The organism is Chryseobacterium sp. Leaf404 (genome assembly GCF_001424145.1).
GTDB lineage: Bacteria > Bacteroidota > Bacteroidia > Flavobacteriales > Weeksellaceae > Chryseobacterium.
In genome coordinates, this window is sequence record NZ_LMQM01000012.1 from 89,631 (window position 1) to 113,811 (window position 24,181).

Sequence of the window (24,181 nt, forward strand, 5' to 3'; positions counted from 1 at the left end):
TTTATCTAAATTTTTCTGTTGGATAATTAATTTCTGGAAGAACATCGATTAAATGCCCTCTGTTTTCTTCAAACTGTTCTGGCAACATCAGATCCTCACCTAATGACGCCAGTTCTTCATCAATGTCAAAACCAGGACCTGAAGTAGCGATTTCAAACAAAACACCGCCCGGTTCTCTGAAATAGATGGAAGTGAAATATTTGCGGTCCTTCATTTCCGTATGCTGCAAACCAAACGCATTCACTCTATCAATCATTTCAAGCTGTGTTTCTGCATTGGGCGTTGCAAAAGCTACGTGATGCACCGTTCCACTTCCTGCGAGACCTTTCAAAACATTGGGCGTGCAAAACAAATCGACATACTTCCCGGGTCTGTCTTCCGTTCCGAATCTGAACCTGTCCGAACTTTCGGAAATCAACTGATGATCCATCGCCGTGGTTAAAAGCGCGGCCGTTCTTTCATAAGCATCCAGCCAAATCTCCACGTGATGAAATCCCTTTATGGTGTAATCTTGCGGAATGTAACCGTTGTTATATCCTTTTCGGTCATCTTTATCTGTGAAAACCAGCTCCAGACCAAGTCCGTCAAAATCTTCTAGAAAAATAAAGACTTCGCCGCCAAAATGCTGCTGTGGTTCTTTGTATGCTATATTAAATTTAGTCAACCTTTCCAGCCAAAAGTCCAAAGCGTCTATGGAAAGTGAAAAAGCAGTTGTATTCAGCATTCCTTAACCGTTTCTTCCGTTTGCCAGACCTTTACCATAAGGAAAAGTCGTCATAATGGTTCCCGGTGTTCCAAATTCGTCTCCGAAATAGAAATGATAAACATCGGAATTATCGAAATTGACCGTTTTTTTAATTAACCGAAGTCCCAAAATTTCGGTGTAGAAATCTATATTTCCCTGTGCATCGCCTGTAATGGCTGTTACGTGGTGAAGTCCTGTGATGAGTGCCATAATTTTTTAGTTAGTTAGTTAGTTAGTTAGTTAGTTAGTTAGTTAATTAGTTGGTTAGTGGTTTAGATTAATCTTGCTTTAGCCAGACATCGTTATATTCTTCCGGATGGCGTTTGAACTGCGCGAAAACGTACGGACAAAGCGGTACAATTTTCAAATCATTTTCTCGGGCGTATGAAACCAGTTTTTCCAATAATAATTTAGCAAAACCTCTTCCCTCGTATTCCTCATCTACTTCCGTGTGGTAAACAGTCAGTTTATGATCTGCGACTGAAATATCCATTTTCCCAACCTTCTTATCGTCTGAAAAAAGCTGAACTTCCCCTTTTATATTTCCTAAAACTACTTCTGTTCTTTCCATTGTATTAATTTTTTTAAAATTGATGATTCAAGATTCAGGCTGAATATTGAATTCAATAAAAAGCCTGAACATTGATCTGATTATTTTGATTTTAAATCCTGAATAAAGATAGAGCGTTTGCCGAAACCGGCTGATGATCTATGATAACTTAGGCAAAGATTGTTCTACCTGGGCGCGCATTGCTTCGTACTGTTTTGGCAGTTTTAAATTTTGACCCAGTTCGTTCAAAGGCTCATCTACAGTGAAACCAGGGTTGTCAGTTGCTATTTCAAACAAAACGCCGCCCGGTTCGCGGAAATACAATGAGAAGAAATAATCTCTGTTGATTTTTGGTGTAATATTCAGCCCTGAAGCCATTACTTTGTCGTGATATTCCATCAAAATATCATCATTTGCTACGCGGAAAGCAATGTGGTGATTGGTTCCGGAGGCATTTCTGCCAGCTGGTAATTTATCGTTTTCAATAATATCAATCAGATTTGCAGTATCGATAGCGTCTGTCGCAAAACGATATCTGTCGCCTTCCTGTTTCTGAAGATCGTATCCAAGAATATCAGTCAAAACTTTAATCGTAGGATCAGCCTTTTTCAAAGTTAAAGTCACGTTATGAAAACCCTTCAAACCATTTTCATCCGTAATATCATCCGTGGTCCAAACTTTTCTGTCATCTGGCGTAGAAGCTTCGATAAACTGCAGCTGAAGTCCGTCCGGATCTTTGAATGAAATTAATTTTTCACCAAAAATCTCACCTTCTTCAAAGTTTACATTAAACTGTTGCAATCTCGCTTTCCAAAAACCCAAACTACCTTTCGGAACAGAATAGCCGATGTGTGTTGCCAGACCGTTTCCGTTGATTCCTGCGCCAATGCCTTCCCACGGGAAAAATGTAAGAATCGTTCCCGGTGTTCCTGTTTCGTTCCCGAAATAAAAGTGATAAGTTCCAGGATCATCAAAGTTTACGGTTTTTTTCACGAGTCTCAAACCTAAAACCTGAGTGTAAAAATCTAAGTTTCTTTTGGCATTGTTGGCGATTGCGGTAATGTGGTGCAATCCTAAAATTCTATTTTCCATTTTGTTTAATTTTAATTATTTGATTTTGATATGACAAATTTAGGATGACAGAAAATCCTGCACATTTAACTAGATTAATAAATATGTTTTTTAATAAAAAAACAGTCAAAGCGTAAAAAAAGCAATTCCACCGAATCATTTTGCCCGTTCACCGAAAAACCCGTCATTTTCCTGAGATTCCTGCAGACCTTTACACAAGAATTAGAACAATAACGCTTTAAACTTAAAATCTCAATATTATGAAAACAAACATCGGAGTTACAGAAAAAAACACAGAGGCTGTAGCAGAGCAACTGGCAAAACTTTTGGCAGACGAAACTGTACTTTACATCAAAACAAGAAATGCCCACTGGAACGTGACGGGCGATAATTTTCACGCCAAACATATTTTCTTTGAGGAGCAGTACAAACAGCTGGATGAAATGATTGACAGCGTTGCCGAGCGTATTCGTAAAATCGGACATTACGCGCCCGCAACAATGAAAATGTATCTGGAATTAACACATCTTACCGAATACAGCGACAGAACCAACGACGGTTTGGGCTATATGAAAGATTTACTGAAAGACCACGAAAGCATTATCGATTTCTTAAGAGGAAATGTAACGCCTTTTGCCGATAAATACAAAGATTATGGCTCCAGCGACTTCATCACAGGCCTGATAGAAACGCACGAAGAAATGGCGTGGATGATTCGTTCTTACTTTAGATAGTTAGGTTGCCACGAATGCACGAATATAAATTTAAAAATTCGTGCATTCGTGGCATCAATAAATGAGAACCAGAAGCAATATTTAAAGAGAATTTAAAGCGGTTTTAAGAAGAATCAAAAAAGGAATAATTATATTTGTGTAAACCATAAATAACTATTTCTATGAAAGCCCTGATTGTTGATGATAACGATATTGCCAGAACCACTTTATCACATTTGGCAAAACAGGTTCCGAATCTCACGATTGTCAACCAATATTCCAACGCAATAGAAGCTTACCATCATCTTCAGAATAACCACGTTGACCTGATATTTCTGGATATCGAAATGCCGGAAATGACAGGAATTGAGCTTACAAAAGCGCTTTCAGGGAAAGAAACCATTATTATTTTCACCTCATCCAACAAAGATTATGCGCTCGAAGCTTTTGAACTCAACATCGCAGATTACATCCTGAAACCCGTGATGCCTGCGAGATTTTTACAGGCGGTGAGCAAGGTGCAGTCGATTTTGGAAAGCAGAAAAGATGAAGTAGAAGTCACCAAAGATGAATTCCTTTTCGTCCGCGACTCCAATATCACAAGGCGTTTGAAGCTCGATGATATTTTTTATGCAGAAGCGATGGGCGATTACGTGAAATTTTACACCAGAGAAAAAATGTTCGCCATTCACGGAACAATGAAATCGGCGGAGGAACGTTTGCCGAAGAATAATTTTATCAGAGTTCATCGGTCTTTCATCATTGCGGTGGATAAAATTGATACCCTTCAGGATGGCGGAATTATGATCAACGGAAAATTCATTCCCGTGGCAGACACTTACAGAAAGTCACTCAACACAAGGATGAATATTTTTTAACTTATTTTTTGGGCAGCTTTTCCGTCTTCCACTCCCGCTTTTTTTGTCATTGCGAACAAAGTGAAGCAATCTGTTGAAAATATCCTCAATCGCAATAACAAAAAAGAGCTCCGTTCAAGCCGGGCTGCAGATTCGCCGTTTCAAAGTAAGCGCAAAATTTCCCTCCATTGGAAATCGAGGAACGAGATTCGCCGAATCAATTAAATAAATATTATGAGGCATTGGTGTCAAAAATTCTTCGAATTTTTGACGGGGTAGTTTCAAAAATATGAAAAAAAACACAAAGTAAATTATGATAAACACATCCTCATTAATGGGTAACAAACGTTTTGCTTACTTGATTGTTTTGACATTCATTGCAGACTCCATATTGTTGATTGCAGTGCAGATTAACTCAGCAAGGAATACGAAAGAACTCATCAAAAACAACAATATCCTGCTCCACGAGCTGAGTTCGAGCAATCACTTACGCGAAATCGACCGTGATATTCTCGGCGTATAAAGCAGAATCCGGGCTTCCATTGCCACCAACGACACGACCCATCTGAACGGTGTAGACCAGAAAATTGACGAAGTAGAAAACTTCCTCGATTCCCTTTCAGAAGACAACGCAGATGCCACAGAAGATAAACTCATCAAAAGACTTGGCAAACTGGCAATGGACAAAAAAATAGTGAAAGAAAAACTCCTGCACCGTTACCACTCCATTGGTGATATGGACGATCAGACTTCTATTGCCAATCCAGGAGCGAGAAAAATATCAAACGAAATCACAGACATCACCGCAAAAATCTACAAAAGCCGCAGACTGCAAATGGCTGACCTCAGCAGAAAAAATGCAGAGATGGGGAAAAAAGCAAAAATGTACGACATTTCACTCCTTGCATTACTGGTGCTCAGTGGTTCTATCATTGGCTACCACATTATCCGACAGTTCAGAAGACAGCATTTATTAATTAAAGAATTAGACGTTTCAGAAAAAAAAGCATCGGTTGCCGCACAAACCAAAGAGAATTTCCTAGCCAATATGAGCCACGAAATCAGAACACCTTTAAGCGGAATTTTGGGCTTTACCAATCTCTTGCAGAAACGACCTTTGGATGAAACCTCGAAGGAATTTGTTTCCTCCATTCAGCGGTCGGGGGAAAACCTGATGGCGATTATCAATGATATTTTAGATTTATCAAAAATCGAGGCCGGAATGATGCGGATTACGCCGGGAACATTCAGTATCAACGGTTTAATCAACTCTGTAGAAACTCTGTTCCTTGAAAGAGCAAAAGAAAAAGGGCTGACGATCTCCAGCAAAGTTGACGCTTCCATTCCGGATACCTTAACCGGCGATGCGACAAGACTCACGCAAATTTTGGTGAACCTCATCGGAAATGCGATCAAATTTACCCATCAGGGAAAAATAGATATTGAAATATTTAAAAAATCTCAAACTGAAAAAAATATTGTTCTCGGTTTTAAAATCTCAGACACCGGCATCGGGATCGACAAAGAAAAACTGAACGAAGTTTTTGAGCGTTTCAATCAGGGTGAAGATTCGATCACCAGAAATTTTGGCGGAACAGGATTGGGTTTAGCCATTGTAAAAAATCTGATTCTTCTGCAAAATGGCAATATCGAAGTCATCAGTGAGCAGGGAAAAGGGACCACTTTCGTTTTCGAAATTCCGTATGGCATTTCTGAGGAACAGCTTAAAACGGTGAATCCTGTCAACCCGGATTATTTTAAAGACAAATCCAATACAGCACTGCGGATTTTGGTGGTAGATGACAACGCAATCAATCAAAGTCTGATGAAGCATCTGTTATCCCAATGGAACATCGATTTTGATATTGTTTCCAACGGTCTGGAAGCAGTAGAACAATTGATCAACGAAACGTATGATCTGGTTCTGATGGACATTCAGATGCCAAAAATGGATGGTTATGCGGCGACACAACAGATCCGCGAAGTTCTGAAACTGGAAATCCCAATCATCGCAATGACGGCGCACGCACTGGCAGGCGAACGGGAAAAATGCCTGAGCAGCGGGATGAATGAATATATTTCTAAACCCATCAAAGAGGAGGAATTATTCAAATTAATATCTAATTTCGGACTGAAAGATTCGGAAACAAATGATGCAAAAAAACTGCAGAATGAAAGGAAATTTGAGTTCATCCATTTATCCTATATGCAGTCTGTCAGCGGCGGCGATACTTCTTTTGAACAGACCGTGACGCAACAGTTTATAGACAATATCCCCTCACATTTGGAACAGTTAAATTCGGCCTATCATAAAAAGGATTTCACCACAGTAAAACTGCGCGCACACGATTTGAAATCCAGCATTTCCATCATGGGATTGTTGCCCTTATTACAGGAAAAACTGAATGTGCTGGAGATGGCAACCGAACAGAATGTCACTGCTGAGCAAGCTTTAAAAACTGTGACGGAAACCATAAATAATGCGCTTGAAGAAGCCAAAATATTTTCACAATCACTTCACCAACTAAAAAATTAATACAATAAACTTATTCTCACCTTTAACGCTACCTGAACTAACTTTAAAAAACAGAATTGTAGTATCGCCAATGCAGCAGTACAGCGCAACAAACGGTGTTCCCGGAAACTGGCACCTTGTGCATCTGGGCAGCCGCGCGGTAGGTGGTGCAGGCCTTATTATGACTGAATGTACCGCCGTTTCACCCGAAGGTTTAGCCACGCTGAGCGATGTCGGAATCTGGAACGACGAACAAAAAAATGCCTGGCAGAACATCGTGGAATTTGTGCACGAGCAAGACGCAAAAATCGGAATCCAACTGTGGCATTCCGGCGGAAAAGGCAGCCTGAAACATCCCAACGAGCGTATGAAACCGCTGACGAAAGAAGAAGGCGGCTGGACTGTAAAATCATCTTATCCGACAGAAATGAACGGCGTCATTCCACAGGAATTGACCATTGATGAGATTCAGGAACTGAAAGAAAACTTCGTAGAGGCTGCGCGCAGAGCTGTGAAAGCAGGCTTTGACACCATAGAACTACACGCCGGTCACGGTTATCTTTTTCACCAGTTCTACTCCGCTGTCATCAATAAAAGAAATGACGAATACGGCGGAAGCCTGCAGAACAGAATCCGTTTTCTGGTAGAAACCGTTGGCGAAGTGCGAAGGGTAATTCCAGACGAAATGCCTTTGCTGGTGAGAATCTCAGCTGTTGATTATCTGGAAACGCCGGATGCGTGGACTTTGGATGACAGTATTATTCTGGCTAAAATCCTGAAAGAAAATGGCGTGGACCTTATCACGGCTTCCGGCGGTGGATTTGCGAACGTAAGCAAAGACCGCGTTTTCCCAAGTTATCAGGTGCCGTTTTCATCCATTATCAAACAGCAAACGGTGATTGCTACCGGCGCAGTCGGAATGATTACGGAGGCGGTTCAGGCGAATGATATCATTGTGAATGACGAGGCAGATTTGGTTTTCATTGCAAGAGAACACTTGCGTGATCCCTATTTTGCACTGCATTCTGCGATAGAACTGGAAATAGAAACTGAAATTCCTTGGCAGTATAAAAGAGCTTTTTAATCCAATTTAAAATCGCATCAAAATGGAAAATCCCGGCGCATCTGTGGTGATAACCCACCATATTCTGGACAACAAACAGGCGGAGTACGAAAAATGGCTGGACGAGATTGTCCCCGTTTCCAAACATTCCGAAGGTTTTATAGATCTGCAGATTGTGCGCCCGATCCCGAAGCTGACTTTTGTGTACACGGTGATCATCCGTTTCGACACCATCAGCAATCTGAAACACTGGATGGAATCTGACGACAGAAAAAAACTGATCGAAAAAGCCAATCCTTATTTTAGGAAAAACGACCGCTATCAGATCAAGTCAGGTCTGGATTTTCTCTTCAATAACGAAAGTGAGGGGAACAAAGTTCCGGTCCGCTGGAAGCAGTTTCTGGCAACCTGGTCAGCAATCTATCCGGTATCCATTTTGGTTCCGCTGGTTTCACTTCCGGTTTTGAGACTGTTGAAAATTCCCGAAAACCATTATTCGGATGCGTTGATCAACTCGGGAATCATTGTATTTCTAATAGTTTTTGTGGTGATGCCGAACTACACGAAGCTGATTAAAAAATGGCTTTATGAATCATAAAATTTAATAAGATCAACAACTATAATCACTGAAAAAATCTTCAGTGATTTTTTTTGTTTTTTCATTTAAAAAATTGTCTTTAACTTATTAATATTTTATTTAACGACACTTTTTGCCTATTCATCGATGTTCAATTGATTTTAAAATGCATTTATAATAATTTTACTTCATTAAATAAATCAATTAAACTTTATACATTATGGAAATTATACAAACCCCGGAAAATACACTATCTCATTCTACAGTTACGGCAATCATCAACGCACCAATCGAGAAAGTAAATATCACAGACTGGTTGCTCAACCTTCCCGATGAAGAGTATCAAAGATGCTCAACGCAGCACATCGGTGCAGCTATCTCTTCTACCTATGACGGCCAGCCGGTTTCATTAAACGTTGAAACCATCGGAGATGCTTTGATGGTTCAGCATTATGTTGCCGTTGAGCACCGTGCAGATTACTGTAGAATGTTATCAATTTCAGATTCCATTACTCAAAACGGCCGTACAAAAGTTCAGGTTTTATGGGAACTGAAAGCGACAAGGATTGATGACAACACAACTTTGTACACCAACGAAATCCACGCTACAGCCACACCACAAATGTTTGAATATCTCAAAGAACACAACGTGAATCTTGCCGATGCTGCCGCAGCCAGGCAAGCCGCTTCTGATGCCCACAACCACGAAGAAACGCCGAACTTTGCAAAAAGCATCGAGAACAAAGCGCTGACCGGAAAATACAATCAGCCTTTTTAATCAAAAAAAATATAATGATTGTATTTCGATATGTTCATTTCAGGAATGCAAACTTGTTTAAAGGTTTGCTTACGTATAATCCAGGCGGTGATATATCGGCATAAATTATGGATACAGACACAATCTGAGTAATAAAATTAAATAAATGAAAGCAGTAGTAATAACAGAATTTGGTGGGCCTGAAGTTTTAAAAATAAGGGATTACCCGACGCCCGAAATCTATGGAGACCAAGTCTTAATTGAAGTGAAAGCCGCCGGACTCAACCGTGCTGATGTCTCGCAACGTGAAGGCAAGTATCCTGCACCGGAAGGTGTTCCTGCAGATATTTTAGGATTGGAAGTTGCCGGAACCATCGTCAAATGCGGACCGGATGTGGTTGATTTCACTGTTGGTGACAGAGTCTGTGCTTTGTTGGCAGGCGGCGGCTATGCAGAATACGTTGGCGTAAGAGAAGGTCAGTGTTTGCCAATTCCGGGAGATATGAGTTTTGCAGAGGCGGCAAGTTTACCAGAAACAGTCTTTACGGTTTGGTCTAATGTTTTTCAGCGAGGAAGTTTAAAACCGGAAGAAACACTTTTGATTCACGGTGGAAACAGCGGGATCGGCATTACGGGAATTCAGATTGCTCACGCTTTGGGTTCTAAAGTGATTGTTACCGTAGGCACAGATGAAAAAGGTAAGAAATGTCTTGAACTAGGTGCAGATTCTTACATCAATTATAAAACTCAGAATTTTGAAACCGAGTTGCAGAAAGAAGGTGTGGACGTTATTCTGGATATGATTGGCGGCGATTATTTAAGCAAAAACATCAATATCCTTAAACCTGAAGGCAGATTGGTACACATCAATTCTGTTGGTGGCAGCCGTGTAGATCTGGACATTGCTAAAGTGATGACAAAACGCCTGACCATCACAGGAAGTACTTTGAGAAGCCGGGAATATGAATTTAAAAAACAGTTGGCGAAAGAAATTCAGCAGAATGTCTGGCCTTTGGTCGAAGCTAAGAAATTCAAGCCTGTTATTTTCAAAACATTTTCTTTTGATGACGCTGCAGAAGCACACCGATCGCTGGAAGATGGCTCACACACCGGTAAAATTATTTTGGTGAGATAGCAGATCCTGAGGATTTATTATATTATATGTTCCGTTTCAATTCTGATTGAAGCGGATTTTTTATTTATCGTTTTCTGTTGAAATTTTAAAACAGATTGTTTAAACTAAAACCACTTTTATTTTTAGTTCCCGCAGCCTGTTTAGAACAAAACCACTTTTGTTTTTGTTTCCCGCAACTTGTTTAGAGCAAAACAACTTTCACTTTTGGTTCCTACGATCGTTTTGGAACAAAACAACTTATACTTTTGGTTCCTACGATCGTTTTGGAACAAAACAACTTTTACTTTTGGTTCCCACGATCGTTTTGGAACAAAACAACTTTTACTTTTGCTTCAAACCGCCAGTTTAAAGTAATTCACATATTTAATATAAAATTAAAACGGCATCTATTCTGCAGATTCATTTTTTAATTAACTTTAATTAAAATAAATCCTGAGACTGCAATTTTGACAACGCCTTACTGTCAAAGAAATCATCGACTATTTCTTCTTTGAACTCAACGATTATTTTTGCCCATTCACCGAAATGCGATTCAAATTCTTTAGATTCTGCGGTAGCTTTACAGTAGAAATAAAGACAAACTATCATTAATCATTTAAAATTAAATGCTATGACTACCGAATCATTAAGTTTCAAATACGAACTGGAGAAAAAAGAACCGCGTGCCAATGACGGCGGGATCACGAGAGGCGCATCAGTCAAAGAATTTCCTGCTTCCGTGGGCATCGCAGGCGTTTCTATGAGACTGCAGCCGGGAAGTATGAGAGAACTGCACTGGCACGCCAACGCTGCCGAATGGGCTTACGTGATTTCCGGAACATTGCGTACTACGATTATCCATCCGGATGGACAAAGTTACGTTGACAATTTTGAGCCGGGCGATGTGTGGTACTTTCCAAAAGGTTACGGCCACTCTATCCAGGCAACCGGAACGGAAGAATGTCATTTCATTTTAATTTTTGATAATGGGAATTTCTCCGAGGATCACACATTCAGCGTTACAGATTTTGTATCCTGTATGCCTCCTGAAATTGTAGCTCAGAATCTTGGCTTGACCTTGGAAGAGGTAGCTGCTTTACCACAGAAAGAAGCTTATTTCGCAGCCGGACCGGTTCCTGATGAATCTTCTGTAATATCGACAGCACGTCCTAATGAATCGGATATCCAGCTCACCAGTTTTCACCGTTATCCTTTGCATGCGCAACAGCCGCGAGTGATTCCCGGTGGCGGTCTGCAGAAACTGGTATCCAAAAAAGAATTTCCGATCAGCACCTCAATGGCCGGGTCTCTTATAGAATTGCAGCCGGGCGCGTTGAGAGAAATGCACTGGCACCCGAATGCGGATGAGTGGCAATATTATATCTCCGGACAGGCAGAGATGTCGGTTTTCCTTGCAGAAGCAACGGTGGTGACAGAGCAGTTTAATGCAGGTGATGTTGGCTATGTTCCAATGGGCGCAGGACATTACATCAAAAATACGGGTGACACGGTTTGCAAAATACTGATTGGCTTCAACAGCGGTACTTATGAATCAATCGATTTGAGTAAATGGCTGGCCGGAAACCCGAAAGATGTGGTGGAAACCAATTTCAAACTTACACCCGGTGAGATCGAAAAATTCCCGACGCAGAAGGTTTTCATTCAGCCAAAAAAATAAGAGGATTTAATTTAAATCTAAAACAATGGATCAGTCAAACGCCATCGTAGCAAATATTTCTGCTACTTCTGAGCAAATCAGGATTCAGGAAAGAATGGCAATATTTCTGGCTTTGATTGCAGGATTTACAGATTCTGTAGGACTTATCAAATGGAAAACGTACGTATCTTTTATGAGCGGAAACACGACCTCGATGGGTGCAGCACTTTCTACAGACAAATCCGGAATCATCACGACTTCCGCTACGGTTATCAGTTGTTTTCTGTTGGGAATATTTGCCGGAACTTGCCTCTCATTGTGGAAAAAAATGGAGTTGAAGACATTGCCGATTTACATCGTTTCCGGAATCCTGATTCTGTACACAGTAAGTTCTTATTTTTATAATATTAAACCAATACCTTCTGTTGCAATTGTCGGATTTTCTATGGGAATTATGAACACGATTGTCACCTCTGTCGGAAATCAAAAAGTGAATACCGATTTTGTGACAGGAACACTGAACAGTCTGGCAATTAAAACCGCAATGCTGACGATGACCAATAATGCAACAGAAAAAAAGGAGTACAGATCCAATGCGATCCATCTTCTACTCTTGTGGACAGGTTTTGTGGCAGGCGCATCTCTAGCTCCTCTCCTGCTTCCCTATTTTGGAAACTGGATTTTGGGAATCCCAGCAATGCTTTTGTCGATATGTGCGGTTTTGATTTCAAATTCAACTTTTAAACTTTAAAAAACTACTATAATGTTACAAAAAAACGATGTTGCCCCGGATTTTTCCTTATTTGCAACGCCCGATCAGAAAATCACGCTGTCAGAATTCAAAGGACAGAATGTGATCCTTGCCTTTTATCCTGCCGACTGGAGTCCGGTTTGCAGCGACCAGATGGCACTTTATAACGAAACTCTCAAGTTCTTTAAAGAATACGATGCCGAGATTTTTGGAATCTCTGTAGACAGCAAATGGTCACATCTTGCATTTTCTCAATCCCGAAACTTACATTTTCCATTGCTGGCAGATTTCGAACCAAAAGGAGAAGTCACCAAACAATATGGCGTGTACGACGACGCAGAAGGCGAATGCAAAAGGGCCCTATTCGTCATAGACAAGGAAGGCATCATCCAATGGAGTTACCTGTCACCTACAGCGATCAATCCCGGTGCAGATGGAATTTTACAAGCATTAGAAACACTTAAATCAAAATAATTATGTCACTAAAACCAGCCGTCAGTAAAACTGACCACGCCCAAGGAAATCTAGACTCAGATCTAGTAATCGTAGAATACGGAGATTACCAATGCCCATATTGCGGCGCTGCCTATCCGGTATTAAAAGAACTAATGAAAGAATTCGGAAGCGAGATTAAATTCGTTTTCAGAAACTTTCCACTATCAGAAATGCACCAATATGCCAGAGCTGCAGCACTTGCCGCAGAAGCAGCCAATCTGCAGGGAAAATTCTGGGAAATGCACGACGCTATCTATGAAAACCAGGAAGATCTGAATGAGAATTTTCTTCTGGAACTGGCAGAAAAACTGAAACTGGATATACCAAAATTCAAAAAAGATATTGACAGTACGGAATTGGCAGACAAAGTGGACGCAGACTTCGAAAGCGGAATCGTGAGCGGCGTGAATGGAACACCTTCATTCTACGTGAACGGAAAGAAATTCGATGGCGGTGCGGAAAACCTCCTGGAATTGGTAAGAGAAAACGTAAAATAAAAGCGGCCCGATTGCCTTGATAATGATCATATTTTGCTGCTGTCATCTGAAACAATAAATATATCTGATCCTTTCCTTAACTCAACGATCATTTTTGCCCATTCGTCGAATGATAATTAGAAAACCTCAGAGATCGCAGTAGCTTTACATCAGTTAAGACAGAGACAAACAAAAAAATGCAGAAAGGATGAACGTTATTAAACAAGATTAACGGCAATCGAATTTAAGCGACCTACATTTGCTAAAGAATTAAGACAACAAAACAAACTATCAAATAAATTACAAACACTTAAAAAATTAAATTATGAGCACACTAAAATTAAAAGACGGAACAGAGATTTTTTACAAAGATCAAGGCGAAGGACCAACATTGATGTTTCACCACGGATGGCCGTTATCATCTGACGATTGGGATTCTCAAGTTATTTTTTTCCTGCAAAGAGGTTACAGAGTGGTAACACACGATAGAAGAGGCCACGGAAGATCCAGCCAGGATATCTATAATCACACCATCGAACAGTACGCTTCTGATGCGGCTGAATTGGTAGAATTTCTTGATCTGAAAGACGTAGTTCACATTGGTCACTCCACAGGCGGTGGCGAGGTAATTCGTTATGTTGCGAAATATGCAAATGGTAGAGCAAAAAAAGCCGTTTTAATCAGTGCAGTTCCACCTATTATGGTTGCAAGCGACGAAAATCCTGATGGCGTTCCAATTTCAGTTTTTGATGGCATCAGAGATCAGACTTTGAACAACAGACATCAGTTTTATATCGATTTGACTTTCCCATTCTACGGTTACAACAGAGAAGGTGCAGACGTGAAAGAAGGCATCCAGAGAAACTGGTGGAGACAGGGAATGATGGGTGGTGTAGTGGCTCATTATGACGGTATCAAAGCTTTTTCCGAGACTGATCAGAGAGAAGATTTGAAAGCAACTGAAATCCCGGTATTGGTTCTTCACGGTGAAGATGACCAAATCGTACCTTACCAAAACGCCGCTTTAAAATCAATTAAACTGTTGAAAAACGGAACCTTAAAAACCTATCCAGGTTTCCCCCACGGAATGCCAACTACACACGCCGACGTGATTAACAAAGATCTTTTGGAATTTATTGAAGGTTAATTTCAAAAATAAAATAACATGTCAAAAGGATGAATCTCTTGGTTCATCTTTTTTTGGTTTGGTAGATAAATTCCTCTAATATATGTTTTCACCTTTTATAGAGTGAAGTTTTTTCATCAGTTCTATTATATTATTATCCTTATATCCGACGAGTGACAGGAAAATCTTTTTATGCGATGAATGATCGCTGATAAATGTAATGAATACTTTATAAAACTATAGTTTTTTTCCTAAATGATAATCGAGCAGGTATAAGTATGGGATTTCCATAAATGGTATACTATATCCTTTAATGCGAACTTTTTTTTTCCTGAATGTGATGCAGCCGCCAGCAAATTCCAACTCGCTGTAATCGCTGTGGTATCAAATAATTAGCAGCACCAGTACAATTCCTTCTGATGAAGAGATTAAGATCATGGTAATTAAGAGATAAACAGAATCATCTTATTCAAAAAAAATTGCCTACAGTTAACACAAGAAATAAAATTTTAAATTTATTTTTTAAATTATGGTAACCCACAATTGTTATCAGATTATATTAATTATCTTTGGTTATGTCATATAAACTGAAAAAAGATAAAAGTATGTATTTTATCGCATATCCAGTCGAATTTGGATCGATATGCGCTATAATATATCGGGTATATACAAGTTGGCGGCAAGCAATACCAAAACCTACGAAACACTAACAATACAACGAATGACAACATAATTTTTTATAAACTAAATTTGACATTAATAGGGACAACTCGAAATAGGAAAAAATTATAAATGAATATTTAAAATTATCAACAAAATAATATGACAAATAAATATTTACTTCACGGAAAATTGACCGCACGAGATGGACATAGAGATGAACTTGCAAACATTTTATTGGAAGCATCGAAACTTATAGCAACTGCGAAAGGTTGCAAACTGTACGTAATTTGCAAAGATGAAAATGACACAAACTCTGTTTATGTAACAGAAATTTGGGATAATAAGGAAGACCACGACAACTCACTAAAAGTTGAAGGGGTAAGAGAACTAATAATGAAGGCAATGCCAATTTTAGACGGACAACCAACAAAAGGACATGAGCTTGAAATATTAGGCGGTGCAGGAATATAAAACTGCCTGCCGCTAATAACTAAGCTTTTGTTTTGTCTGCAAGACAAAAAATGAAAGCCCGTTGAACGGAACCTCCGGTAGCTTTTTCTCCAATATTGGTTCTCTTATGGGGATATCGGTTTCAGAATTTAGATGCACAAAGTAGTTTTTTTTAAAGAACTGCTTTTTTTGGGAATGGAAGTGAGCTGTTTCGAAGCTTTTACATGTGGTTTCAGACTGTTAAAAACATAAAATCCCTTAACCACAAAATTATTTTGCAGAATAGGAATTGAAAACGGAAAGAAAATCCTGTGGTGGTCCTCGCTGTTCAATAATACCATCAAAAATATGAAAGATTGGGCGAAAGACCAGCACGCGAAAACGCCTGCGAATTTTGGTGCAAATGAAAGCATCATAAAACATCAACCTTTAAACGACAGTGATAATGGGAAGAAAATATGCTAGAACTTATGTTAAAGGAACGAACATATTATCGTAGAATAGATAAGATGAAATGAGATGATATTACAGTGTTTTACACGCCAGAGCCTTCTGAGGCCTAAATAGACAAGCGAACAAAAATAAAATAGGAGAAATAAATTTAAGTATTGTGATATTTAATTTTGTAAAATCTGTTGCTCCCGACCAAAAAAAGATCATTTTTCTCTTTTATCTTTCACTTTCTCATTGATTCCAGATTACGTAAATATTTAGGGTTACTAGCGCGGACGGTTCAAATCAATTATGGAGCGATTTATAAATTGAGCCATGATTAGGAGCTCTATATTTGTAGAAGCTGAAAAAAGAATTTTTTATTTACTGCTTCGTAATTTACTGGCGTGATCATTGTGTATTCCATAACTATATAATTATGCGTCTTTTATAGAAAAACCTCCCTTTTGCCTATTTAACTGCAATTTACAGAGAGGTCTTTTTAATAAATATTGATTATGAGCCTGCGCTAATAATAGCCTGTCTAATTACGGAAAGTACTTCATTAGGCTGAGAGATCATCGGAACGTGACTCGTGGCGAGTTCAGTAACTTCGGCTCCCATTCTTTTTGACATTATTCTTTGCAGTTCCGGACTGATAGCTTCATCGTTTTTTGCAACAATGTAACAGCTTTTCTTTTCTTTCCAAGCTGGTGATGCCACTTTTTCTCCGAATAATCCGGCTGCTGCGGGGCCTTGCTTATAATAAATAAGTTCAGATTTTGCCTCAGGAACATCTGAAGCAAAATGTTTTTGAATCCCGTCCTTTGTCATCCAGATAAATCCATCTGCCATCTCAACATGATTAAAAACTTCAGTAGGATAATCTTTGGTTAATTCGCCAATAATCTCATCAGTGTCAGGAGCCAACGCCGCAACATATACCAATGCTTTCACTTTTGGGTTAGTACCTGCTGCTGTAATGACACACCTCCCCAGGAATGACCCACCAAAACGATAGGCTCTGGCAGGCGCTCCAATACTCTTTGTGTTGCGGTAACGTCATCTGCTAATGAGGTAAGAGGGTTCTGAACTGAGATTACCTCGTGACCTTCTGCCATTAGTGCTGGTGCAACATCATTCCAACATGAGCCATCTGCCCAAAGACCGTGTACGAATACAATACTTGCTTTTTTCATAAAGTTATTATTTGTTTTAAATTAAGCAGGCCACTATGGCATTAATGTATAATTAAAAGTTACCCATATATTTATGGAGTAATTAAAAAGTATCTTAGCTCTAATGAATATCTACAGCTGAAAACAGTTATATGTAAAAAAAATACCTAAGTCACTCATCGCTTAAAATACTTCTGCTGCTGAACTTCTCATACGTACTAAGTTTATGTTCTGTCATAAAATATAAATACAATATTGATAGCAGTACTATTTCCGGTTTGAAGCTGAAAATTATTTATAGATTGGAATTTTAGTTGCCGGATGATTTTTTTAAACATAGTTTATTTTATTCTTTGGATAGTAAGTAAACTTCTGTACGAATTTCCACCACCAGCAGGAGACCCTTTATCTGCAATACCAAACGTGTTGACACTTGGTATAATAGTAAAATCCAGCGTTTGAGTAGCTGCTGTAATATTAATATATTCTTCAAAATAGTTAGTCATGACCTGCGTGGTTCCTGGTATAACAATAGCAATCAATGAATATTCATTATTGCCTACAATACATTTAAATGAAGCATTATTATTGACATCGGCTACAGAAGGAAAATTCCCTACCACTCTAAGTTGCATTTTGTAAACTCCCATCGGTAAAGTAATCTGATCTGTAGTTCTCGCCGGAACACCATTTCCAGAAGGTACAACAACTCCGTCTGTTATGGTGGCACCCACAATGCTGTTGATAAAGTTCGGAGCGGAATTCGGTGCATTACCCATTTCTGCTGCACTGTCGTTGTTGTTAAATCGCAAAGCAACTTCAGATCCCGCAGTGTATAATTGGGCGTTAAGTCCAATTCTTAAAATCTGGCCTTCTACGGAAACTGTAGTATTCTTGTAAACATCCCCATTGTTATCAATAACCAAAGTATTGGTCGCAGTGCCCGCTGGTAAAGCTGCAAGATTTTGGATTCTCACTGGATTTGTAGCAGCATCTACATGTAATGGCCTAACTGGAGCTGCCGTTCCTACACCTACTCTATTATTAGCTGCGTCTACAGAAAATGTAGCCCCGTCTACGGAGAAAGCATTGGTTGCCGTAGCGTTGAAAGCCAGTGTAGCACCAATCTGGTTAACGATTCTATTGCCTGCCAAAGTGCCGTCATTAAGATAGAGGCTAGTATCAGGAGATCCACTCATTTTTTTCCATATAGTACCGTCGAAATAGTAATAACCTACCGCAGTGACTTCTGTCAATTGGGCAACACTTGAATGGTGCCGGCAGGGGCAGTAATGTCATTAACATAAATTAAAGAACCTGTTTGTGCAGCGGCGTAGGTTGCGGCAGATTTTGCCGCCAACTGCTGTTTCGATAATCTGGGTGCGATGATGCCATCTTTAACTGTTGTAGAAGCACCATTTCCGGCAACATCAACATATTGTCCATAAAAATCTACATTAATTGTATGATTGGGTGGCAAGGATACACGGCACAGATATAATAATTTTTTCATTAATATAATATCAATTCTATTCAATGTATACAATTTAATATTATATAAATGTAACAATTTGAAATTAATGCTACTAACTGCAGAGTTCAAGGAATATGACGGAGAAAGAAAAAGAGTATCTCGAAAAGATCAATAGACATAAAGGGGTAATATTTAAAATCTCCAAGATGTATATGGATAATTTCGATGATCAGAAAGATCTTTATCAGGAAATCATATATCAGACCTGGAAGTCCTACGCTGACTTTCAGGGTAAGAGCGATTTTGCAACCTGGCTGTACCGTACAGCATTAAATACAGCTATTCTCTTTCTAAAAAGTAAAAAAAAACGTAGCTTTATTAACAATCAGAGTATAGAAAATATTTTGGTTTCGCAAGATCAGTATGATGATGACGACGACCGGAATATCAAACTGATGTATGAAGCCATACATCAACTTTCCGCAGTAGATAAAGCGCTGATATTTTATTTCCTTGAGGATTATACAGGAAGGCAGATTGCCGAGCAGCTTGGAGTTTCTGAAGTTAATGCACGTGTAAAACTAAACCGCGCAAAAGCAAAATTAAAGGAACTAATAGCCAAAAAAAATGAAAACAAAGAAAAGCATGGAAATAGATAACTTAAAGGAATTCTGGAAAAAAGATCAGGTACAACTTCCAGAAGTTCCGCTTGAGAAACAGGACGAAATTTTTTCTCCGTTGGATATGATCCGGATTAATATGAAAACTGAATTCTGGTTGTTGATTGTTACTTTACCAGGCCTTTTGTACGGTTTTCCTTTCGATAATAAAAATGTAAACATAAAAACAATTTCTGCGTTCGAAGTGTTATTATCAATCGGTTTTATGACTTATTTTTATACGAGATTCATCAAACTTTACAGAATATTGAGAACTAAAGGTATCAATACCAACTATGATCTTTTCAACATCAAAACCCAGCTTCTGTTAAGCAAAGAAATTTATATCTCATACTACATCACTTATATTCCCCTTGCATTTTTGATTGCTTTGATAAATGTAAATTTTCATCTGGACAACGTTTATTACATCGCTGTTTTTGCTGTAAGCTTTCTGGTTTCAGTCTTTGTTGTTTTCCTGATGATCAGGTTTTGGATTCATTACATGTATGGCAGACATATTTCTGAAGTTGTTGCCATTGTAGATGAACTCAACGGTATTGTAAATGAGTCACGAACTAACTATAGAAAATCATGGTTTGAGAGATCACAGTTATTTTTCAGGTCAAAATACGGATTGAAAGGGCATGTTGCTAATACTATACTATGGTTTTTCTCATCATATATTTTGCTGATATTAGTTTTATCTTTAGTGATTTGTAGTGTTGTAATTTTAGGTGTAAAGCTTGACTTTATTGATAAAACTTTGCTCCTGAAAGCTCTTGAGAATTAGTTTTTTTATTTATTTCTAAAAATGGTGTAACATTTTCGATTATTTTGTACTAACTGTTTGAAATATCAAACTATTTTATGAAAAAGACAAATACACTATTCAAAAATTTAGTCATAGTTCTTTCACTGAACGTGGCAGCTGTAAATTTCTTTTATGCGCAGGACAACAGATCTGTCAGAGATTTTCCTGCTTTTACAGTCACACCAAATTCTCCGTACGGAAACTTTCATGTAAGTTTTGAAGGGAAAAATGTTTCATCCTCATCTTTAGCCTCTTCTCTGGGAAAATGGCTGGGCGGTACCGCAGATGATACATTTCAAGTTGTAAAATCATGGAGGGATGAATTGGGAATAAAAAAAACAGTTTACCAGCATTTTTATAAAAATTTGAAGGTTCAGGACGACATTATTATATCTCATGAAAAAGACGGTATTGTGATGTCAGTAAATGGAGAATTTGTAAATAATATTGCTGTTTCAATTGACAATGCATTATCAGCAGAAAATTTGAAAACTCTTATCGCAACTGATTCTAAGATACCAGCTGATAAACTCCATCTTTCAGATATTGAAAATGTTATTGTTAAAGTAGATACGGGGAATGGTGCGGCGTTGCACAACGCTTCTAAAGTTGAAGGATATTCTTTTTCGCCAATGACATCTAAAGTATATTATGTAGACAACTCTTCGAAGAAAATTATTAAATCTTTTTCATTAATACATCATGTTGATACACCATCTACAAGTGCAACTTATTACAAAGGAAATCAAAGCATTACCGTTGATTCTAATGATGGAGTATACCGTTTAAAAAACAATGCGAAGAAAGTCTGGACAGTAGACGCAACAAATCTAGACACTTCTACTGTTAACAGCATTGCAACAACTACTGATGGTTTTAAATTCTTTGCAAATACAGATGCAGTAACTGGTTTATCTACAACCTACAATACAGATTACACAAATCCTACTGCAAACTTCACGGGAGCATCATCAAAGACTGCTGTAGAAGTGCACTGGTCAATTGGTGCATCCAACGATTACTATCTGGCAAGATTAAACAGAAACAGCTTCGACGGATTAGGAACTCCTATCGTGAGCTACAATAATTTTAACTTCGGAACGGCGGCCAGCCCAAATGGAACGAATGCTACAGCAATTACACTTGGAGGAAGCCGTTTTATGGCATTTGGAAATGGAGCTTTGCCATTATTTAATCCTTTTGTAGGTATAGATGTTGGAGGACATGAGTATTCTCATCTGGTTGTAGGAACTAATGGAACAGGTGGATTAACTTACCAAGCAGAATCAGGGGCTTTAAACGAAGGTTTTGCAGATATGCTTGGTGCTTCAATTGAGTTTTTTGCATCACCATCTCAGGCTAACTGGACGATTGGTGAAGGACTAATGAACCCGGGAACTTACACTACTGGCGGTGCTAATCCACAAACTATAGTGGTTGATGTTAACTACTTAAGAAGTATGTCTAATCCTAAAAGTGCGACAACTCTTACAGGCAAACAACCAGATACTTATGGCGGCACATACTGGATCGTTCCCACACCTCCCTATAATCAGAATAATGATCAAGGCGGAGTTCACGTAAATTCGGGTGTAGCCAATAAGTGGTTTTATCTTCTATCTGTAGGAGGATCAGGAACTAATGATCTGGGAACTAATTATAATGTAACAGGTATAACCATATTAAAAGCTGAAAAAATTGCATATAAGACTTTAACGGGAGGCTACCTGACTCCTAACTCTAATTTTGCCGCAGCATATGCCGCATCAAAACAGGCTGCAATTTCACTCTATGGAGCTGGATCTAATGAACTGCAGCAAGTAGAAAATGCCTGGTGTGCTGTGGGTGTAGGCAACTGTCTTAGTACTTTATCAACCAATGATAATACTTTAACAAATGCAAAAGGCATTAAAATATATCCAAATCCTATCTCAAATGGACAGTTTACAATTGAATATGACCTGAAAGGTAGTGCGGAATATGAAATATATGATTTTTCAGGAAAAATAGTGCTTGCAAAGCAAAAACTTGAAAGAGGTATCAACAAAGTTTCTTTACCGGGAATTTCATCTGGCGTTTATCTGATTAAAATCAATGGAGATGAAACCAATATTACCAAAAAAATAATCGTTAAATAAGTTTAATTTTCAGATATTATGAAGTTCCGGTGAATTAACTGCCGGAACTTTTTTCGTTTTAAAAATTATTGGCATACTTAAATTTAATCAAAATTATCATTTTCAGATCTTAGATTATCTTATGTTAATTTGCTATCGAAATTTAATGCTTTAATTTGTTCCATCATTTCAATATAACTAATACCAAGGTGTTGACAATGCAATCAGATTTTTAGTTGTTGTGTTAAAAACCAGTTCATTTTAAACACAAATGTAGGTCCGACAAATTGTCGGGCTTTTTTTATTAATTGGCAATTACTTAAGTTTTAATTATCTAATTATTTATTATGCATATGCGTAATTTATCATAGTTTTTAATTTAACGCAAGGTCAAACAAAAGATTTTTAACGAATGCCTTTTTTTAAGTTACACAAAGCCGTAAACTTTACAACGAAATACCAGGTATTCTAAATTATGACATTTTGCAGATAATCAAATGAATATCTAATTATTTCTCAAAAAATAAAATAAGTCATGTCTTAGTTTAGTGATTTAAATTATAAATATTTATAAATCAAATATTTAAACTGGAATCATGTGTTATTTTTATTTTATTCTATAACTGCATAATTTTATTTGAAAGCTGCATTATCTTTTGTTAATTCACGGTAAATTCAGAATGCTTTTTTTTGCATCATAACATCTTTAAAGGACTTTTAAAAAGACACTCCAATGCGAAAAAAATATTATCAGCTCATCCTATTAGCTTTTTCTGTCAGCTCCTACAGCAAAACCTGGAAAGCATTAGTCGCAGAAGACTTTGGTACTAGTGTAACCAATGGTGTAAGTTCCAATCCTTCAAATGATTTATTACCCGGCACAACCTCATATACGCCAATAAACACTGCCAACACCTTAGTTGCCGATGGGAGTTATGCTGTGGTCAGCAATACAGGCACTCCACATACAGGCTCACCACGTTCTTACAACTCATGGATTCCAAACGCTCCTGATCATACAATAAATAGGGGTTGGATAAAGAGCAGCGACCATGCACCCGTCTGGATAGAGCTTGACAGAAAATAAATTTTCTAAATTTCTCAACTGGAAATAATGGAAGCCAGACACAAAAATTTCACTGACTGATGCAAATCTTTCGGTATTGCGGCGACCACGATTATTATAGCAGAAATTAACCCTGTGAAGGTAAGCACTAAAAATTACAGTGGCTTAACCAATAAAAAAACGCTGCCATAATTTTGTAGCAACGTTTCTATCTTAAATCTTTTTTAAGGAATTAATTTTCTCTGAGACTTTTTTACATAATCTCAGAGCCATAAATTACAGTGTTGCTTTCCAGAAGCTCCACCTTGTGCCGTTAAAGACTGCAAGCCTTTTTGCGCCTGCTTTATTTACATAAACCATCATTCCGGGAGCGGGATTTATTATATTCTGGACATCATCCACAGTAGGAAGAACCATGGCTTTGGTTGATGATTCCAGTACCAGAATTCCATCCACTGCTGTAGTATCTGATCCGATAATAGCTTTGGCTCCAACAGTTTCTGTAACCTGTGAAACAGTCGGCTGCGTACCTAAAGCTGAGGAAACATCTCCGTTTTGTCCGCTCAGATCCACCCACGCTCCATTAAAATATTTAATTCTTGCGTCAGTCACATTGCTTGCATCCAGAGCAATTGTTCCCTCAGCGGGTGAAGAAGGTACAGTTCGCAGATAAGGAAGAACAATTCCCTTATTCTGTCCCGCAGCAAATTCGAGAAGAACTGATGTTTTTTGTCCTGCCGGAGCTGTTCCGACAGCATCACCAATGATTATCTGAGCGTTCAGCATTCCTATCGCAACAGTAAGCGCAGTTGTATATATTTTTTTCATTTAATTCTGATTACAATTAATAAAGTCAAATGA

The 24,181-nt window shown here is 38.4% G+C and carries 26 protein-coding genes and 1 pseudogene; 18 read left to right on the plus strand and 9 right to left on the minus strand.

The features are described 5' to 3' along the window. Position 1: 1 nt before the first annotated feature. The 4 genes from ASG31_RS12095 to ASG31_RS12105 all read right to left on the minus strand — a co-directional run bounded on the left by ASG31_RS12095 (position 2) and on the right by ASG31_RS12105 (position 2,387). Positions 2–724 carry a VOC family protein gene (locus ASG31_RS12095; RefSeq protein WP_206549395.1) on the minus strand — a complete coding sequence of 241 codons (723 nt, stop codon included), beginning with the start codon at positions 722–724 and terminating at the stop codon, positions 2–4. Positions 725–727: 3 nt separating this feature from the next. Beyond that, on the minus strand, positions 728–955 hold the full coding sequence (locus ASG31_RS18750) for a VOC family protein (RefSeq protein WP_206549396.1): 228 nt from the start codon (positions 953–955) through the stop codon (positions 728–730). Between the two features lie 67 nt (positions 956–1,022). Further along, complete coding sequence (locus ASG31_RS12100; RefSeq protein WP_056032777.1) at positions 1,023–1,316, minus strand: GNAT family N-acetyltransferase; 294 nt, start codon at positions 1,314–1,316, stop codon at positions 1,023–1,025. A 138-nt stretch (positions 1,317–1,454) separates the two neighbouring features. Next, a complete protein-coding gene (locus ASG31_RS12105) occupies positions 1,455–2,387 on the minus strand; it encodes a ring-cleaving dioxygenase (protein WP_056032780.1) in 933 nt (310 codons plus the stop codon). A 239-nt stretch (positions 2,388–2,626) separates the two neighbouring features. Between ASG31_RS12105 and ASG31_RS12110 the strand changes: the two genes are divergently transcribed. The 8 genes from ASG31_RS12110 (at position 2,627) to ASG31_RS12140 (ending at position 9,983) form a co-directional block, all read left to right on the plus strand. Beyond that, positions 2,627–3,100 carry a Dps family protein gene (locus ASG31_RS12110; protein WP_056032783.1) on the plus strand — a complete coding sequence of 158 codons (474 nt, stop codon included), beginning with the start codon at positions 2,627–2,629 and terminating at the stop codon, positions 3,098–3,100. A gap of 161 nt (positions 3,101–3,261) precedes the next feature. Continuing rightward, positions 3,262–3,957: a LytR/AlgR family response regulator transcription factor gene (locus ASG31_RS12115; protein ID WP_056032786.1), complete on the plus strand. Its 696-nt coding sequence runs from the start codon at positions 3,262–3,264 to the stop codon at positions 3,955–3,957. A gap of 292 nt (positions 3,958–4,249) precedes the next feature. After that, positions 4,250–4,459 carry a hypothetical protein gene (locus tag ASG31_RS18470; RefSeq protein ID WP_131725545.1) on the plus strand — a complete coding sequence of 70 codons (210 nt, stop codon included), beginning with the start codon at positions 4,250–4,252 and terminating at the stop codon, positions 4,457–4,459. Positions 4,460–4,615: 156 nt separating this feature from the next. Next, positions 4,616–6,472, plus strand: a complete 1,857-nt coding sequence (locus ASG31_RS12120) for a hybrid sensor histidine kinase/response regulator (protein WP_117585847.1) — start codon at positions 4,616–4,618, stop codon at positions 6,470–6,472. A 4-nt stretch (positions 6,473–6,476) separates the two neighbouring features. After that, on the plus strand, positions 6,477–7,535 hold the full coding sequence (locus tag ASG31_RS12125) for an NADH:flavin oxidoreductase/NADH oxidase (protein ID WP_056032789.1): 1,059 nt from the start codon (positions 6,477–6,479) through the stop codon (positions 7,533–7,535). Between the two features lie 22 nt (positions 7,536–7,557). Beyond that, positions 7,558–8,112, plus strand: a complete 555-nt coding sequence (locus tag ASG31_RS12130; protein ID WP_056032793.1) for a hypothetical protein — start codon at positions 7,558–7,560, stop codon at positions 8,110–8,112. A 199-nt stretch (positions 8,113–8,311) separates the two neighbouring features. Next, complete coding sequence (locus tag ASG31_RS12135; RefSeq protein ID WP_056032795.1) at positions 8,312–8,869, plus strand: hypothetical protein; 558 nt, start codon at positions 8,312–8,314, stop codon at positions 8,867–8,869. Positions 8,870–9,014: 145 nt separating this feature from the next. Next, the gene (locus ASG31_RS12140; RefSeq protein ID WP_056032798.1) at positions 9,015–9,983 is read left to right on the plus strand and encodes an NAD(P)H-quinone oxidoreductase; all 969 of its coding nucleotides are present in this window, start codon (positions 9,015–9,017) and stop codon (positions 9,981–9,983) included. 420 nt (positions 9,984–10,403) lie between these two features. Here ASG31_RS12140 and ASG31_RS18580 read toward each other — a convergent pair whose 3' ends face one another. Continuing rightward, positions 10,404–10,571 carry a hypothetical protein gene (locus ASG31_RS18580; RefSeq protein WP_157844466.1) on the minus strand — a complete coding sequence of 56 codons (168 nt, stop codon included), beginning with the start codon at positions 10,569–10,571 and terminating at the stop codon, positions 10,404–10,406. A 22-nt stretch (positions 10,572–10,593) separates the two neighbouring features. Here ASG31_RS18580 and ASG31_RS12145 point away from each other — a divergent pair, with 22 nt between their 5' ends. The 6 genes from ASG31_RS12145 to ASG31_RS12170 all read left to right on the plus strand — a co-directional run bounded on the left by ASG31_RS12145 (position 10,594) and on the right by ASG31_RS12170 (position 15,601). Next, a complete protein-coding gene (locus tag ASG31_RS12145) occupies positions 10,594–11,640 on the plus strand; it encodes a cupin domain-containing protein (RefSeq protein WP_056032801.1) in 1,047 nt (348 codons plus the stop codon). A 25-nt stretch (positions 11,641–11,665) separates the two neighbouring features. Continuing rightward, positions 11,666–12,370 carry a YoaK family protein gene (locus ASG31_RS12150; protein ID WP_056032803.1) on the plus strand — a complete coding sequence of 235 codons (705 nt, stop codon included), beginning with the start codon at positions 11,666–11,668 and terminating at the stop codon, positions 12,368–12,370. Positions 12,371–12,382: 12 nt separating this feature from the next. Then, positions 12,383–12,844, plus strand: coding sequence for a redoxin domain-containing protein (locus ASG31_RS12155; protein WP_056032806.1), 462 nt, complete (start codon positions 12,383–12,385; stop codon positions 12,842–12,844). Between the two features lie 2 nt (positions 12,845–12,846). After that, on the plus strand, positions 12,847–13,362 hold the full coding sequence (locus ASG31_RS12160; protein WP_056032811.1) for a DsbA family protein: 516 nt from the start codon (positions 12,847–12,849) through the stop codon (positions 13,360–13,362). Between the two features lie 304 nt (positions 13,363–13,666). After that, positions 13,667–14,488: an alpha/beta fold hydrolase gene (locus ASG31_RS12165; RefSeq protein WP_056032814.1), complete on the plus strand. Its 822-nt coding sequence runs from the start codon at positions 13,667–13,669 to the stop codon at positions 14,486–14,488. A gap of 801 nt (positions 14,489–15,289) precedes the next feature. Then, positions 15,290–15,601 (plus strand): putative quinol monooxygenase, encoded by a 312-nt coding sequence (locus tag ASG31_RS12170; RefSeq protein ID WP_056032817.1) that lies wholly within the window; start codon positions 15,290–15,292, stop codon positions 15,599–15,601. Between the two features lie 927 nt (positions 15,602–16,528). On the opposite strand, the pseudogene ASG31_RS19190 reads toward ASG31_RS12170, so the two are convergent. From ASG31_RS19190 to ASG31_RS12190, 3 genes and pseudogenes are all read right to left on the minus strand, one after another. Beyond that, a pseudogene (locus tag ASG31_RS19190) lies at positions 16,529–17,211 on the minus strand (alpha/beta fold hydrolase). 320 nt (positions 17,212–17,531) lie between these two features. After that, positions 17,532–18,446: a hypothetical protein gene (locus tag ASG31_RS12185; protein WP_056032823.1), complete on the minus strand. Its 915-nt coding sequence runs from the start codon at positions 18,444–18,446 to the stop codon at positions 17,532–17,534. Continuing rightward, entirely contained in the window at positions 18,443–18,703 is a 261-nt protein-coding gene (locus ASG31_RS12190; RefSeq protein ID WP_056032826.1) for a hypothetical protein, read from the minus strand. The genes ASG31_RS12185 and ASG31_RS12190 overlap by 4 nt, the downstream gene beginning before the upstream one ends. A gap of 95 nt (positions 18,704–18,798) precedes the next feature. Between ASG31_RS12190 and ASG31_RS12195 the strand changes: the two genes are divergently transcribed. The 4 genes from ASG31_RS12195 (at position 18,799) to ASG31_RS12210 (ending at position 23,341) form a co-directional block, all read left to right on the plus strand. Continuing rightward, positions 18,799–19,323 (plus strand): RNA polymerase sigma factor, encoded by a 525-nt coding sequence (locus tag ASG31_RS12195; RefSeq protein WP_056032830.1) that lies wholly within the window; start codon positions 18,799–18,801, stop codon positions 19,321–19,323. After that, positions 19,292–20,116 carry a hypothetical protein gene (locus ASG31_RS12200; RefSeq protein WP_231433739.1) on the plus strand — a complete coding sequence of 275 codons (825 nt, stop codon included), beginning with the start codon at positions 19,292–19,294 and terminating at the stop codon, positions 20,114–20,116. Before ASG31_RS12195 ends, ASG31_RS12200 begins: the two co-directional genes overlap by 32 nt. Before the next feature lie 77 nt (positions 20,117–20,193). Next, positions 20,194–22,275 carry a M4 family metallopeptidase gene (locus ASG31_RS12205; protein WP_056032833.1) on the plus strand — a complete coding sequence of 694 codons (2,082 nt, stop codon included), beginning with the start codon at positions 20,194–20,196 and terminating at the stop codon, positions 22,273–22,275. A 712-nt stretch (positions 22,276–22,987) separates the two neighbouring features. Further along, on the plus strand, positions 22,988–23,341 hold the full coding sequence (locus ASG31_RS12210; RefSeq protein ID WP_056032836.1) for a hypothetical protein: 354 nt from the start codon (positions 22,988–22,990) through the stop codon (positions 23,339–23,341). A gap of 255 nt (positions 23,342–23,596) precedes the next feature. Here ASG31_RS12210 and ASG31_RS12215 read toward each other — a convergent pair whose 3' ends face one another. After that, entirely contained in the window at positions 23,597–24,148 is a 552-nt protein-coding gene (locus ASG31_RS12215; RefSeq protein WP_056032839.1) for a hypothetical protein, read from the minus strand. Positions 24,149–24,181 lie beyond the last annotated feature (33 nt).

What these genes read in the sequence shown, in the direction of transcription:
- ASG31_RS12095 (WP_206549395.1), bottom strand. Translation starts at nt 724, where the DNA reads ATGCTGAATACAACTGCTTTTTCACTTTCCATAGACGCTTTGGACTTT.
- ASG31_RS18750 (WP_206549396.1), bottom strand. Translation starts at nt 955, where the DNA reads ATGGCACTCATCACAGGACTTCACCACGTAACAGCCATTACAGGCGAT.
- ASG31_RS12100 (WP_056032777.1), bottom strand. Translation starts at nt 1,316, where the DNA reads ATGGAAAGAACAGAAGTAGTTTTAGGAAATATAAAAGGGGAAGTTCAG.
- ASG31_RS12105 (WP_056032780.1), bottom strand. Translation starts at nt 2,387, where the DNA reads ATGGAAAATAGAATTTTAGGATTGCACCACATTACCGCAATCGCCAAC.
- ASG31_RS12110 (WP_056032783.1), top strand. Translation starts at nt 2,627, where the DNA reads ATGAAAACAAACATCGGAGTTACAGAAAAAAACACAGAGGCTGTAGCA.
- ASG31_RS12115 (WP_056032786.1), top strand. Translation starts at nt 3,262, where the DNA reads ATGAAAGCCCTGATTGTTGATGATAACGATATTGCCAGAACCACTTTA.
- ASG31_RS18470 (WP_131725545.1), top strand. Translation starts at nt 4,250, where the DNA reads ATGATAAACACATCCTCATTAATGGGTAACAAACGTTTTGCTTACTTG.
- ASG31_RS12120 (WP_117585847.1), top strand. Translation starts at nt 4,616, where the DNA reads ATGGACAAAAAAATAGTGAAAGAAAAACTCCTGCACCGTTACCACTCC.
- ASG31_RS12130 (WP_056032793.1), top strand. Translation starts at nt 7,558, where the DNA reads ATGGAAAATCCCGGCGCATCTGTGGTGATAACCCACCATATTCTGGAC.
- ASG31_RS12135 (WP_056032795.1), top strand. Translation starts at nt 8,312, where the DNA reads ATGGAAATTATACAAACCCCGGAAAATACACTATCTCATTCTACAGTT.
- ASG31_RS12140 (WP_056032798.1), top strand. Translation starts at nt 9,015, where the DNA reads ATGAAAGCAGTAGTAATAACAGAATTTGGTGGGCCTGAAGTTTTAAAA.
- ASG31_RS18580 (WP_157844466.1), bottom strand. Translation starts at nt 10,571, where the DNA reads ATGATAGTTTGTCTTTATTTCTACTGTAAAGCTACCGCAGAATCTAAA.
- ASG31_RS12145 (WP_056032801.1), top strand. Translation starts at nt 10,594, where the DNA reads ATGACTACCGAATCATTAAGTTTCAAATACGAACTGGAGAAAAAAGAA.
- ASG31_RS12150 (WP_056032803.1), top strand. Translation starts at nt 11,666, where the DNA reads ATGGATCAGTCAAACGCCATCGTAGCAAATATTTCTGCTACTTCTGAG.
- ASG31_RS12155 (WP_056032806.1), top strand. Translation starts at nt 12,383, where the DNA reads ATGTTACAAAAAAACGATGTTGCCCCGGATTTTTCCTTATTTGCAACG.
- ASG31_RS12160 (WP_056032811.1), top strand. Translation starts at nt 12,847, where the DNA reads ATGTCACTAAAACCAGCCGTCAGTAAAACTGACCACGCCCAAGGAAAT.
- ASG31_RS12165 (WP_056032814.1), top strand. Translation starts at nt 13,667, where the DNA reads ATGAGCACACTAAAATTAAAAGACGGAACAGAGATTTTTTACAAAGAT.
- ASG31_RS12170 (WP_056032817.1), top strand. Translation starts at nt 15,290, where the DNA reads ATGACAAATAAATATTTACTTCACGGAAAATTGACCGCACGAGATGGA.
- ASG31_RS12190 (WP_056032826.1), bottom strand. Translation starts at nt 18,703, where the DNA reads ATGAAAAAATTATTATATCTGTGCCGTGTATCCTTGCCACCCAATCAT.
- ASG31_RS12195 (WP_056032830.1), top strand. Translation starts at nt 18,799, where the DNA reads ATGACGGAGAAAGAAAAAGAGTATCTCGAAAAGATCAATAGACATAAA.
- ASG31_RS12200 (WP_231433739.1), top strand. Translation starts at nt 19,292, where the DNA reads ATGAAAACAAAGAAAAGCATGGAAATAGATAACTTAAAGGAATTCTGG.
- ASG31_RS12205 (WP_056032833.1), top strand. Translation starts at nt 20,194, where the DNA reads ATGAAAAAGACAAATACACTATTCAAAAATTTAGTCATAGTTCTTTCA.
- ASG31_RS12210 (WP_056032836.1), top strand. Translation starts at nt 22,988, where the DNA reads ATGCGAAAAAAATATTATCAGCTCATCCTATTAGCTTTTTCTGTCAGC.
- ASG31_RS12215 (WP_056032839.1), bottom strand. Translation starts at nt 24,148, where the DNA reads ATGAAAAAAATATATACAACTGCGCTTACTGTTGCGATAGGAATGCTG.